Annotated in this window: 9 protein-coding genes and 1 pseudogene; 3 read left to right on the forward strand and 7 right to left on the reverse strand. The window is 72.4% G+C overall.

Annotation, left to right across the window (positions count from 1 at the left end; genetic code table 11):
• Positions 1-26: 26 nt before the first annotated feature.
• Positions 27-608 (forward strand): peptidoglycan-binding protein, encoded by a 582-nt coding sequence (locus tag ACFVJQ_RS04590; protein ID WP_385512636.1) that lies wholly within the window; start codon positions 27-29, stop codon positions 606-608.
• Here the strand turns inward: ACFVJQ_RS04590 and ACFVJQ_RS04595 are convergent.
• The 3 genes from ACFVJQ_RS04595 to purN are packed head-to-tail and all read right to left on the reverse strand — an operon-like array spanning position 572 to position 3,145.
• Positions 572-949: a hypothetical protein gene (locus ACFVJQ_RS04595; protein WP_385780873.1), complete on the reverse strand. Its 378-nt coding sequence runs from the start codon at positions 947-949 to the stop codon at positions 572-574. The genes ACFVJQ_RS04590 and ACFVJQ_RS04595 overlap by 37 nt on opposite strands.
• Before the next feature lie 4 nt (positions 950-953).
• Positions 954-2,519, reverse strand: coding sequence for a bifunctional phosphoribosylaminoimidazolecarboxamide formyltransferase/IMP cyclohydrolase (gene purH, locus ACFVJQ_RS04600; protein WP_385512634.1), 1,566 nt, complete (start codon positions 2,517-2,519; stop codon positions 954-956).
• On the reverse strand, positions 2,516-3,145 hold the full coding sequence (gene purN, locus ACFVJQ_RS04605) for a phosphoribosylglycinamide formyltransferase (RefSeq protein ID WP_385780876.1): 630 nt from the start codon (positions 3,143-3,145) through the stop codon (positions 2,516-2,518). The genes purH and purN overlap by 4 nt, the downstream gene beginning before the upstream one ends.
• 285 nt (positions 3,146-3,430) lie before the next feature.
• Between purN and ACFVJQ_RS04610 the strand changes: the two genes are divergently transcribed.
• Entirely contained in the window at positions 3,431-4,252 is an 822-nt protein-coding gene (locus ACFVJQ_RS04610; protein WP_385780879.1) for a hypothetical protein, read from the forward strand.
• Between the two features lie 957 nt (positions 4,253-5,209).
• Here ACFVJQ_RS04610 and ACFVJQ_RS04615 read toward each other — a convergent pair.
• A pseudogene (locus tag ACFVJQ_RS04615) lies at positions 5,210-6,520 on the reverse strand (DUF6350 family protein); the annotation flags it as partial.
• A 96-nt stretch (positions 6,521-6,616) separates the two neighbouring features.
• On the opposite strand from ACFVJQ_RS04615, the gene ACFVJQ_RS04620 reads away from it, so the two are divergent.
• Positions 6,617-7,741, forward strand: a complete 1,125-nt coding sequence (locus ACFVJQ_RS04620; RefSeq protein ID WP_385780882.1) for a helix-turn-helix domain-containing protein — start codon at positions 6,617-6,619, stop codon at positions 7,739-7,741.
• 74 nt (positions 7,742-7,815) lie between these two features.
• Here ACFVJQ_RS04620 and sucD read toward each other — a convergent pair whose 3' ends face one another.
• The 3 genes from sucD to ACFVJQ_RS04635 all read right to left on the reverse strand — a co-directional run bounded on the left by sucD (position 7,816) and on the right by ACFVJQ_RS04635 (position 12,547).
• Entirely contained in the window at positions 7,816-8,700 is an 885-nt protein-coding gene (sucD, locus tag ACFVJQ_RS04625; RefSeq protein WP_129799186.1) for a succinate--CoA ligase subunit alpha, read from the reverse strand.
• Between the two features lie 28 nt (positions 8,701-8,728).
• Entirely contained in the window at positions 8,729-9,910 is a 1,182-nt protein-coding gene (sucC, locus tag ACFVJQ_RS04630) for an ADP-forming succinate--CoA ligase subunit beta (protein ID WP_224733353.1), read from the reverse strand.
• Between the two features lie 501 nt (positions 9,911-10,411).
• Complete coding sequence (locus tag ACFVJQ_RS04635) at positions 10,412-12,547, reverse strand: hypothetical protein (RefSeq protein WP_385780885.1); 2,136 nt, start codon at positions 12,545-12,547, stop codon at positions 10,412-10,414.
• Positions 12,548-12,782 lie beyond the last annotated feature (235 nt).

Raw genomic sequence — 12,782 nt, forward strand, 5'->3', positions numbered from 1 at the left:
CGCATCACCAACGGGGAAGGAACACCATGAACTTCCGTACGACTCGGGCCCGTCTGGCCACCGCCGCGGTGAGCGCCGCGGCCGCCGGCGCCCTGGCCGTCAGTGCCTCGCCGGCCTCGGCCTCCGCGTCCAACGGCTACATCAGCGGCGGCGGCTCGTTCTACGACGACTTCGGCGACGAGGGCACGCTGTCGACCTCGTCGTACAAGGACACCAACGCGACCTGCCTGTGGCAGATCATCCTGTACGCGGAGGGCGTCAAGGAGAGCAACGGCTCCCAGTTCGACTACGCCGACATCGACGGCAAGTTCGGCTCGAACACGGCGTACGCCACCAAGCAGCTGCAGAAGGCCTGGGGTCTGACGCAGGACGGCAAGGTCGGCAACAAGACGTTCGGCGCGGCCGACGACAAGTGGAACTCCTCCACGCGCGCCGGTGAGTTGGAGTACCGCAGTACGGGCTCGACCAACGCCACCAAGTCCAAGATCCGGTACCACGGTTCGCGCTACTACTTCGACATCTTCCGCACCGGGGACGGCAAGTACCGCTTCTACCACAAGAACGTGTGGCACTACGCGACGTACAAGAACAACAGCGGCTGCAGCTGACGTCCCAGGATCTCCACCTGGTCCCCCTGCTCACCCCGCTGGAGCACTCCAGGTCCTCGGGATCCTTGCCGGTACAGGAGTCGCCGTGGCAGCCGGGACCGGGCGCGGGAGCCGATACGTCGGCGGCGAGCACCGGGGGCTCGGGACGGCTCGGAGCGGGACAGCACCGTCCACGTCCCGGCGACGAGGATGAGGCCCACCGCGCCGAGGACCCCGGCGTATCTGACCGCGCTCGGCGGCGCGGACGTGGTGCTCGGGTCCAGCACCTCCGGCGCGTTCAACTGCGGCTGGCCGCCCACCGCTCGACGGGTGCCCCCGAACGGGGGGCACCCGTGTCGCATGTCATCAGTGGAAGAAGTGCCGCGTCCCCGTGAAGTACATCGTCACGCCCGCCTTCTTCGCGGCCTCGACGACCTGCTCGTCACGGACCGAACCGCCCGGCTGGACAACCGCCTTGACGCCGGCCTCGGTGAGGATCTCCAGGCCGTCCGGGAAGGGGAAGAACGCGTCCGAGGCGGCGTAGGAACCCTGCGCGCGCTCGGCGCCCGCCCGCTCCACGGCCAGCTTCGCCGAGTCGACGCGGTTGACCTGCCCCATGCCTACGCCGACCGAGGCACCGTCCTTGGCGAGCAGGATCGCGTTGGACTTCACCGCACGGCAGGCCTTCCACGCGAAGGCCAGCTCGCGCAGTTCGTCGGCGCTCAGGGCCTCGCCGGTCGCCAGTGTCCAGTTGGCGGGGTCGTCGCCGTCGGCCTGGAAGACGTCCTTCACCTGGGCCAGGCCACCGCCGTCGATCGGGCGGAACTCGGCGGGCGGCTGCGGTGCCTCGGGGCAGCGCAGCACGCGGATGTTCTTCTTCTTGGTGAGGGCTTCGAGCGCGCCCTCCTCGTAGTCGGGGGCGACGACGACCTCGGTGAAGATCTCGGCGACCTGCTCGGCCATCTCCTTGCTGACCGGCCGGTTGACGGCGATGACACCGCCGAACGCCGACAACGGGTCGCAGGCGTGCGCCTTGCGATGGGCCTCGGCGACGTCCGCGCCGATCGCGATGCCGCACGGGTTGGCGTGCTTGATGATCGCGACGGCGGGCTCCGCGTGGTCGTACGCCGCACGGCGGGCGGCGTCCGTGTCGACGTAGTTGTTGTACGACATCTCCTTGCCGTGCAGCTGCTCCGCCTCGGCCAGGCCGCCGCAGCCGCCGGTGTAGAGGGCGGCGGACTGGTGCGGGTTCTCGCCGTAGCGCAGCACCTGCTTGCGCTCGTACGTCACCCCGATGAACTCCGGGAACTCCTCGCCGTCACCGGCGTACTCGCCCGCGAACCAGCCCGCGACCGCCACGTCGTACTCGGCGGTGTGGCGGAAGGCCTCGGCGGCCAGCCGCTTGCGGGTGGGGAGGTCGAAGCCGCCGTCGCGCACGGCGGCGAGGATGTCGGCGTACCGCTCCGGGCTGGTGACCACGGCGACCGAGGGGTGGTTCTTGGCTGCGGCGCGCACCATGGACGGCCCACCGATGTCGATCTGCTCCACGCACTCGTCGGGCGAGGCACCGGAGGCGACGGTCTCCTGGAACGGGTAGAGGTTGACGATCACGAGGTCGAAGGGCGCGACGCCCAGCTCGTCGAGCTGCTGCCGGTGGCTGTCCAGGCGCAGGTCGGCGAGGATGCCCGCGTGGACCCTGGGGTGCAGGGTCTTGACCCGGCCGTCCAGGCACTCGGGGAAGCCGGTGAGCTCCTCGACCTTGGTGACGGGAACGCCGACGGCGGCGATGCGGGCGGCGGTGGAGCCGGTGGAGACAAGCTCGACGCCGGCCTCGTGCAGACCACGCGCGAGGTCTTCCAGACCCGTCTTGTCGTAGACGCTGACGAGCGCCCGTCGAATGGCCCGCTTGTTGCTCTCGGCGGTGGCGGTCACTGGATAACTACCTTTCGTCCCTCAATGCGATAGCCGTTGCGGGCGAGCCGCCCCACGACATCGACGAGCAGCCTTCGCTCGACTTCCTTGATGCGCTCGTGCAGCGCACTCTCGTCGTCCTCGTCCCGGACCTCCACCACGCCCTGCGCGATGATCGGCCCGGTGTCGACGCCGTCGTCGACGAAGTGGACGGTGCAGCCGGTGACCCTGGCGCCGTACGCGAGCGCGTCGCGGACACCGTGGGCGCCGGGAAAACTGGGGAGGAGCGCGGGGTGGGTGTTGATGAACCGCCCGCCGTAACGGGCGAGGAACTCCTTGCCCACGATCTTCATGAACCCGGCGGAGACGACGAGATCGGGCTCGTACGCGGCGACGGCCTCGGCGAGGGCCGCGTCCCACTCCTCGCGGGTGTCGTAGTCCTTGACCCGGCACACGAACGTGGGCAGCCCGGCGCGCTCGGCCCGCGCCAGCCCCTCGATGCCGGCGCGGTCGGCTCCGACGGCCACGATCTCGACTCCGTACGCCTCGGCGCCGGTGGTCGCGATGGCGTCGAGGAGCGCCTGCAGATTGGTGCCGGATCCGGAGACCAGCACGACGAGGCGCTTGACCACGGGCTTGGCGGCCACGGTGGGGCCCTTTCTCGGGGAAGCGTGTGCACAGTCGGCCGGGTACGGCGCCGGTATGTGCGTTCGTACGAATGCTTCACGCCCCCGGATACGGGGAAGCCTACGAAGCGGCCGACCGTCAGCAACGATACCGGCACACCGGGCAGCCCCCACGGGACGGGGGCGTGGCCGGAAGGTAGCGTCTGGGAGGAGCGGGCTCGGGAACGCGGCCGGGGTGCGGTGCGTTCACGAGAGGACAGCTCACGCCAGACCAGTCGTATTCACCAAGGGGAAGACGCTCACTTGATGTCGGACCGCAGCCTGCGACTCCTCACACTCCCCCCTCAGTCGGCACGGGGAGGGGAGCGCGCCGGCGTGCTGCTGCGGGAGCGCCCCTCGACGCCGCCCGGCGCGCCCTCGGGCGACGCCGACGACCGGCGGAGCGGTGCGGCCCAGGACGACAACCCGTTCGCGCCACCGCCGGAGGGCACGCCGGACCGGCCGTGGCAGCCGCGGCGCCCGTCCGGCGACGGAGGGGACTCACGGGGCTCGCAGGGCTCCCCCGACTCCTCGGGTTCCTCCGGCTCGCAGGGTGAGGGCGGCCGCCCCGTGTGGGGCAGCCAGTGGAGCGACCGGCAGCCCGGCCGCTCCTCCGGCGGCGGCTTCGGCGACCGGCCCGGCCGCAGCCCCGAGGGGCCGGGCGGCGGTCCGGGCCAGGGCGGACTGCGCTGGGACCCCACGGACCCGGCACAGCGCCGTGCGCGCTACACGCTGCTGGCCGGCATGTGGGCCTTCTTCTTCGCCCTCTTCAGCTGGCCGTACGTGGCACTGCTGCTCGGCGCGCTGGCCCTCTACTGGGGCATCAGCTCCCTGCGCACCAAGCCCCGCACCCCCAGCCCCGACACCCCGGCCCTCACGACACCGGCCCGCCCACAGACCGCGGCCGCAGTGAGCGGCCTGGTCACGGCGTCCCTGGCCATCATGCTCGTCGCCGCGACCTTCACCGCACAGTTCGTGTACCGCGACTACTACACCTGCACCAACGACGCCCTCACCAACGAGGCCAGACAGGCGTGCACCAAGCTGCTGCCGGAGGAGTTGCGGGGGGTTCTGGGGGCTAACGCTTAGGGGTGCGCCTTCGGAGGCTCGGGCGTTTGGAAGGCGCTGGACACGCAGGCCTCCGGGAGACGCCTGGCCTCAAGAGTCGTCCGCCACCGGTGGCTCCGCCTTCCTGGACGCCTCCTTCAACGCCGCCCAGCGGGCCTCGCGGGTGTCGTCGCGCCAGGGCATCGAGGGGTCGACGGGCAGGAAGTCGTAGGGCTCGAGGGTGGGGTCGTACGGGGTGTCCGGGCGGCCTGCGTAGGGCGCGGCCTGCGATGCGGTCGACCGAGGATCCGGGCCGACACCGTCGCGCTTGCGGGATGACGAGCCGCCGGAGAAGGGCCACCGCCGTCGACGTCGCCGCACACCGGTGTCCGACGCTTCCGCGCGGGCCTCCGGCCTCTGCGTCCCGGAGTTCGAGGTCACCGCGCCGGGATGCGCCATCTCCGTCCGGCTGTTCGCCGCGTCCACGCCGGATTCCGGCACCCGCGCCTGCCGCTTCGCCGACCCCTCGCCGGAGTCCGACGCCCGCTTCCGCCCCGTCGCCGGCCCCTCCCCGGAGTCCGACGCCCGCGGCCCAACCCTCGCCGCCGCCTCCCCGGCATCGGCCACGTCCGTCCGAACGTTCGCCGCGGCCGAGGCGAACTCCGGGCTCTTCACACGCCCCTTCGCCCCAACCGCCCCCGCATCCGCCGCTCCCATCCCGACGCTCGGCTCCCCCACCACGGGATCAATCACCCCGGCCCACACGTCCAACTCACTCGCCGCAGAGCCAGCCGCTCCAGCCCGGACATCCGACCCTCCGGCCGCAGAATCAACCGCCCCGGCCCACGCCTCCAATTCGCCTGGCCCGGAATCCGACATCCCCGCCCGAGCCTTCGCCGCGCCCTCCCCCGAAGCCGACGCCCCCACCCCAGCGCCCTCCGTTCCGCCCGGCACCGCCCCTTCCCGTTGCCCGGTGATGGTCGCCGTCGCTCCCTGCTCACGCCTCCGGCACCGCCACGCCCGTACCCCCACCCCGGTCGGAACCGCCACGACCGCCGTCCACGCCAGCGTCGCCACCCCCACCTGCCACCACACCGGCCCGAACCGAGCCAGCGCGGCCACCCCGAGCGGCCCGCCCGCCAGCCCGGCCAGCACGGCGAGTCCCGCCGCGCACCACACAGCCGCCAGACCGGCGCAGCCCGCCGTACGCCCCCACGACCAAGGCATTCCCCTCGCATCCTCATCCTCCCCACCCCGGACCGCCGCCCTCCCCGTGAACCACCCGACCGTCACTCCGGCCGCCACCGGCACCGCCGCGGCCGCCCAGTTCAGCGGCGTCCCGGGGCCCGCCTCCGGTAGCGCCGCCAGCAGGGGGAACGGCGGGAGCAGCGGGGCGGTGTCGGTGGACAGTGGGGTCGTCGTGTGCCCGACGCCGAGCGTGAACCCGGGGCCGAGGGCATAGGCCGCACCCCACACCGCCGAGTTCGGCACGAGCGCCGCGCACAGCAGCAGCACCGCGAACCGCCCCGACCACCCCTGCGTCAGCTGGGCAAAGGCCTCGCGGGCCGCGCCGCCGTGCCACACCAGCGACACCGCCACCAGCAACGCCCCGCCCCCGACCAGCACCGCGGCCCCGGCCGCGGCTGCCCGCGCCGAGACACCCAGCCCCTCCCGGGCCGCCGCCCCGAGGAACAGCCGCCGCAGACCGCGCGGCAGGATCAGCGCACCGTCCACCGGCTCAAGGGGCCGCCCGTACGCAGTCCACACTCCCGCTCCCGCCGCCCCCACGGCGACCACCGGCAGACACACTGCGGCCCACACCCAGTCGGCCCGCAGCGAGCCGCCTCCCGAGGCGTACACCGTGGCCAGCCCCCCGACGGCGAGGTACCCCAGCACCACCCCCGCCCACGCCGTACGGACGCCCACCGGTGCCCGACCCGCCAGCTCCCCGTCCACCGCGTCCCGCGCCGCCCGGTGCACCAGCCACACCGGCAGCATGAGCAGCAGCAGCGGCGTGACGCCGACCGGCGCGGGAACGCCGGAGAGCGTGTCGGTGCGGATCAGCTCCGCGCCGTGCGCCAGCAGCCACAGCCCCGCGGCGACATGCAGCGCGCCCCCCGGCCCGCTGTCCGGGTAGGGCGAGGTGATCCACAGCACCATCACGAGCACGGCGAACGAGCCGAGCCCCAGCCCGGCCGCGACCGCGCCACCCAGGAGGCTGGCGGCCAGTCCGGGCGATCGGCGACGCAAACGGGTGAGCAGGGATGACAGCGGCGATCGGCGGTCGGACATCTGAATCACGACCGTCATGCTCCCAACGACACGCGCTTTCCCGTCGTAACAGGCGAACCTCCGATGTGTCGCCCAATATGTGTTTATGTACTTTTTCGTACGAAGGGGTGTCCTGTGAGGCAGAGCAGCCCTGCGACCCCGCTCCCCTCGCCCAAGGAGCGCCGCCGCCTGCGCGAGACAGGTTCGCTGACTGTGGCTCAGGTCGCGGAGCGCATGGGTGTCTCCCGTCGGACGGTGCGGGCTTGGGAGGCCGGCCGCGCGACTCCACGCGGCCGGAAACGGGAGGTGTACGCGGAATTGCTGAACGCGCTGACGACCGAGACCGGCATCGAGACCGTCACCGATCGTGAAATTCCTGCGAGGAAGACAGATGTAACGGTACGTCACGGTCAGCCGGAACCCGAGGCCCAGCCCGACCCCTTCGCGCCGTCGTCACCGTCCTCCCTGACCCCCGCTCAGGCCTTCGACGCCCTCTACGCGTTCTGTGCCCCCGCCCTCGTACGGCAGACGTACCTGCTGACCGGGCGGCGCGAGCTGGCTCGTGAGTCGGTCGAGCGGGCGTTCCAACTCGCCTGGCAGCGCTGGCCCGAGGTGGCCGTCGACCGCGATCCGACGGGCTGGGTCCGGGCGGCGGCGTACGAGTACGCCCTCTCCCCCTGGCACCGGTTCCGCCCGCGCCATCGCCACCCCGAGGCGCCACCGGCCGACGCGTCCGACCGTACGCTGCTGAACGTACTCCTGAGACTCCCGCCGCCGCACCGCCGCACGCTCCTGCTGTACGACGTCGTAGGCCTCGACCTGCCGGAGACCGCGGCGGAGACGGAGGCGAGCACCCCGGCGGCGGCGAACCGGCTGCTGCATGCGCGCGAGGCCGTCGCCGCGCGGCTGCCGGAGCTGTCCGACCCGGCCGAACTGCACCGGCGGCTCGCCCGCCTGGCCGACACGGAACGACTACGGGCCGCCAAACCGTTCACGGTGCGCAACGGCAGTGAACGCCGCGCCCGTTTCTGGACCCGAGCCGCCATCGCCTTCACGGTCACCCTCATCGGCGCGACAGCCCTGACCCTGCGCACGGCCCCGACACAGTACGAGCCGCCGGTGGCACCGGGCGAGACGGTACGCGGGGTACCGCCGCGGGCGGCGCCGGGGCCGTTGTCGGAGCAGCAGCTGGAGCTGCTGGAGAAGCTGCGCATGGAAACGGCCGGCGGACCGGAGCGGCTGGTGCCGGAACCGAGGTGAGGCGGGACGAACGAAAACGCCGATGGGCCCGTCCCCACCAGGGGAACGGGCCCATCGACGGTCGGTCAGAGGACTCAGCCGGCGAGGATCTCGCGCGCCAGCTTCGCCGTCTCGGTCGGGGTCTTGCCGACCTTGACGCCCGCGGCCTCCAGGGCCTCCTTCTTCGCCTGGGCGGTGCCGGACGAGCCGGAGACGATGGCGCCCGCGTGGCCCATGGTCTTGCCCTCGGGCGCGGTGAAGCCCGCGACGTAGCCGACGACCGGCTTGGTCACGTTCTCCTTGATGAAGGCCGCGGCCCGCTCCTCGGCGTCGCCGCCGATCTCACCGATCATGACGATCAGGTCGGTGTCGGGGTCGGCCTGGAAGGCGGCCAGGGCGTCGATGTGCGTGCTGCCGATGATCGGGTCGCCACCGATGCCGACGGCGGTCGAGAAGCCGATGTCACGGAGCTCGTACATCATCTGGTACGTCAGCGTGCCGGACTTCGAGACCAGGCCGATGCGGCCCGGCTTGGTGATGTCGCCCGGGATGATGCCGACGTTGGACTGGCCCGGGGTGATGATGCCGGGGCAGTTCGGGCCGATGATGCGGGTCTTGTTGCCCTTCTTGCCGGCGTACGCCCAGAAGGCGGCCGTGTCGTGCACGGCGATGCCCTCGGTGATGACGACGGCGAGCGGGATCTCGGCGTCGATGGCCTCGACGACGGCGTCCTTGGTGAACTTCTCCGGCACGAAGATGACGGAGACGTTGGCGCCGGTGGCCTCGATGGCCTCCTTGACGGTGCCGAAGACGGGTACCTCGGTGCCGTCGAAGTCCACGGTCTGACCCGCCTTGCGCGGGTTCACGCCGCCCACGACGTTCGTGCCGTCACCGAGCATGAGCTTGGTGTGCTTCATGCCGGTGGCGCCGGTCATGCCCTGGACGATGACCTTGCTGTCCTTGTTGAGCCAGATAGCCATGGTGTGTGGATGTCCTCGTCCTCGGTGCTTACTTGGCGGCTGCGGCGAGCTCGGCGGCCTTGTCGGCCGCGCCGTCCATGGTGTCGACGCGCTGGACCAGCGGGTGGTTGGCGTCCGTGAGGATCTGCCGGCCGAGCTCGGCGTTGTTGCCGTCGAGGCGGACGACGAGCGGCTTGGTGACCTCCTCGCCGCGGTCCTCCAGCAGCTTCAGGGCCTGCACGATGCCGTTGGCGACCTCGTCACAGGCGGTGATGCCGCCGAAGACGTTGACGAACACGGAGCGGACGTCCGGGTCGCCGAGGATGATCTCCAGGCCGTTCGCCATCACCTGCGCGGAGGCGCCGCCGCCGATGTCCAGGAAGTTGGCGGGCTTGACGTTGCCGTGCTTCTCACCGGCGTACGCGACGACGTCCAGGGTGCTCATCACGAGACCCGCGCCGTTGCCGATGATGCCGACCTCGCCGTCGAGCTTGACGTAGTTGAGGTTCTTCTCCTTGGCGGCGGCCTCGAGGGGGTTGGCCGCGGCCTTGTCGTGGAGTTCCTCGAAGTCGGGGTGACGGAACTCGGCGTTGTCGTCGAGCGACACCTTGCCGTCGAGGGCGATGACGTCACCGGAGGCGACCTTGGCCAGCGGGTTGACCTCGACCAGGAGGGCGTCCTCCTTGATGAAGGTGTCCCACAGCTTGACGAGGACGTTCACGACCTTGTCGGCGACCTCGGCCGGGAACTTGGCGGCCTCGACGATCTCGCGGGCCTTCGCCTCGTCCACGCCGTCGATGGCGTCGATAGCGATCTTCGCGACGGCCTCCGGGCGAGTGGCCGCCACCTCCTCGATCTCCATGCCGCCCTCGACGGAGGCAATGGAGAGGAAGGTGCGGTTGGCACGGTCGAGGAGGAAGGAGACGTAGTACTCCTCGAGGATCTCCGGGGCCGTCTCGGCGATCATGACCTTGTGGACCGTGTGGCCCTTGATGTCCATGCCGAGAATGTCCGTCGCGCGGGCAACGGCCTCGTCCGGGGTGGCGGCCAGCTTCACGCCACCGGCCTTGCCGCGGCCACCGACCTTCACCTGCGCCTTGACGACGGACTTGCCGCCCAGACGCTCGGTGATCTCGCGCGCCGCCTCAGGCGTGTCGATGACTTCACCGGCCAGCACCGGTACATCGTGCTTGGCGAAGAGGTCCCTCGCCTGGTACTCGAACAGGTCCACGCGCTTCCGTCCCTATCAGTGATCTCGCGGTTCGTTGGATGCGTGGGCGTGCCGCGAAGGGCAACGTGACGACCGCATGTGTCACAAGGGAAGCGCACACGGTGTCCGAGCGCGCGGCATGTCCGTCTCGCAGGTTATCCCCGCTTGCTGGGGGTCTCTAAATCGCGGGTCACACCTGAGCGGTGATACCTGTCACATGATGCCGCACTCACTGGCACGGCGTGCCGTCGGTGAGGGAACAGAGGGTGACCGGGCAGCGAACACGCCAGGGACGGCACAGGGCCTCACCGGGCTGGGGTTGACCCGGTGAGGCCCCTTGAGCATCCCCGAGGGGCCTGACGTACGGCCCCCGGGCGCGGGTCCGGCGATCCCCACCCCAATGGGGACCGCCGGGCCCGGACCGCAGGTTTCCGTCCAGACGGACCGACGGCTTTCGGCCGCCGTGGAGCGGGGCCCTGCGGGTCTGGGTGCAGGGCCTCCGCCCTGCGAGAGCAGGCTCGGTCAGATGCTGTACGTGCCGCCCTGGCGTACGTCCTGGACGTAACCGGGCGTGACCGACTCGGCGATGCCCTCCCCGCCGGAGACGGCGTGGCCGGTCAGCGAACCGCCGGTGGACTGGACGGTGCCGGTGACGTTCTGCGCGAAGGGCGCGACCTGCCCGGCGACACCGTGCACGAACGGGGTGGCCTCGCCGGCCACGCCGCCCGCGAACGGAGCGACGTCGCCCACCACGCCGTGGGCCAGCGTCGTGGTGCTGCCGCCGACACCCTCGACGACCGGCCATACGGTCTCGGTGACGGTGTCGACGAGCGGCTGGACCGCACCGGTGACGCCCTGTGCGAACGGCGGCACCTCGCCCGCCACGCCCTCGGCGAAGCCCCCGGCCTGCTCTGTCACGCCGTACGCCAGCGGGGGTACACCCCCGGCGACCCCGCCGGTGAAGTACTCCGCATCGCCCCCGACGCCGTACGCCAGCCCGCCCGCGTCGGCGACGGCCTGCCCGGCGACCGGCACGACACCCTGCACCGCGGTGTGCGCGACCGGCGGCAGCGCGGTACCCGTGGCGTCGCCGGTGACCTGCCCGACGAGGCCCGCGGCGTACGGCGGCACCTCGTCGACGACACCGGTCGCATACGGCGGTACGTCCGCCACCACGCCCTCGGCCACCGGCCGCACGTCCCCGACCGCACCCCAGGCGAGGGACTGCACGTCCGTGACGGCCTCTGCGGCGACCGGCTGCACGCCCGCCACCGCACCGCCCGCCACCGCATGCACGTCCGTGACAGCACCGCCGGCGACCGGCTGCACGCCCTGCACGACGCCGCCCACGACGGGCTGAACGTCGGCGACCACTCCGTACGCCAGCGCGGTCGCGGCGTCCACGGCATGACCGGCGACCGCGGCGACCCCGGCGACGGCACCGGTGGCGACCGGCATCACTCCGTGCACCGCGTCGGTCACGGCGGGCGCGACTCCGTGCACGGCGTGGCCGGCGACCGGGGTCACCCCGGACACGGCTCCGGTCGCGGCCGGCCCAACGCCGTGCACCGCGCCGGTGGCGGCGGGCACGACGCCCGCCACGGCCTGCCCGGCGACCGGCACCACACCCGTCACCGCCCGGTCGGCGACCGGCCGCACGCCGGCCACGGCGGAGGAGGCGACCGGCGGCACGGCAGCCGCGGCCGTCTGCTCCACCACCGGCGTGACCGCGCCCGGCACGGCGGTGACCGTGCCGACCACGCGCTGCTCGACCCCGCCGACGGTGCCCGTGACATGGCCCGGCACGGAGGCGACGCTCGCCTCGGCGGCGGTCCTGACGGCACCGACCTGGCCCTGAGCGGTGGTGACCGCACCGGCGGTCCGCGCGTCGGCCCCGGCGACCGCGGACTGCGCGGCATGCGTCACGCCCGCCGCGGTGCGGCCCGCGCCCGCCACCGCGTACTGCGCCTTCGTCCGTACGACACCCTCGACGCCCTGCGCCTGCGACCGCGCCGCCGCCTGGGTGCCCTGAAGCCTCGTCTGCGCCGCGGCCAGCGCCTGCTCAAGCTCGGGCGCGAAGGCGGAGAGGGGGCCGAAGAGGTAGTCGACCGTGTCCTGGGGGGTGGTCGGGGCGGCCGCGGCGGTGTCGGCGACGGTGGCCCCGGCCGTGCCGGCGACCTCGTCGGCGGTGACCTCGGCCTTGGCCTGCGCGGCTCGGGCGGCCTGGGCACCCTGGACGGCCTGCGCGCCCCGGACCTTGGCCGCCTTCGGCAGGCTCACGTCGGCGTCGACGTACCGGCGGGCCTGCTCCACGGCACCGCCGTCGCCGGACGACGCGGCGGTCGCACGGACCCCGTCCGTGGTCGTCCGGGCGGTGCCGAGCACGTCCGTGACGGTGGAGGTCGCCTTGCCGACGCCGGCACCGGTGAGGGCGTCCGTCACGCCGGTGTCCTGCGCGTCGGCGTCGGCGAGGTCGGAGACGACTCCGTCGACGGCGTCGGTGACCTCACCGAGCGTGCTCTCGGCATCCGTGGTCGCGTCCGACACGGAGAGGGAGGAGATGGGCAGTTCGTCGGCGCTCGCGACAGCGGAACCGAGCGCCCACGCGCCGGTGACTCCGGCGGCTATGACGATGGAACGGCGGATGTTCTTGTTCATTGCGTGCGTCTGATCCTTCGGGACTCGACGTCGGAAGCGCGAGCCCGCAAGCAGGTCACCGGGAGGGGCAACCTCGTGCTCGGGCTCGTGCCAGGGGACTTGGGGACCTTCCGGCGCCGTCTTCCGCTCGCGGTCCGGGGAGTGGGGACCGACGGCTGCAAAGACGACTCCGGCGGCTTCCGTCCGGGGACCGGGGGAGGTCCGGACGGTCGGGCAGACCTGTTCCGCCCCCGCG

This window comes from Streptomyces sp. NPDC127197 (assembly GCF_042672405.1).
Lineage (GTDB): Bacteria > Actinomycetota > Actinomycetes > Streptomycetales > Streptomycetaceae > Streptomyces > Streptomyces flavusporus.

Bases quoted from the DNA above. Each gene is read 5' to 3' on its own strand.
- ACFVJQ_RS04590 (WP_385512636.1), top strand. From the start codon at position 27: ATGAACTTCCGTACGACTCGGGCCCGTCTGGCCACCGCCGCGGTGAGC.
- ACFVJQ_RS04595 (WP_385780873.1), bottom strand. From the start codon at position 949: ATGCGACACGGGTGCCCCCCGTTCGGGGGCACCCGTCGAGCGGTGGGC.
- ACFVJQ_RS04610 (WP_385780879.1), top strand. From the start codon at position 3,431: ATGTCGGACCGCAGCCTGCGACTCCTCACACTCCCCCCTCAGTCGGCA.
- sucD (WP_129799186.1), bottom strand. From the start codon at position 8,700: ATGGCTATCTGGCTCAACAAGGACAGCAAGGTCATCGTCCAGGGCATG.
- ACFVJQ_RS04635 (WP_385780885.1), bottom strand. From the start codon at position 12,547: ATGAACAAGAACATCCGCCGTTCCATCGTCATAGCCGCCGGAGTCACC.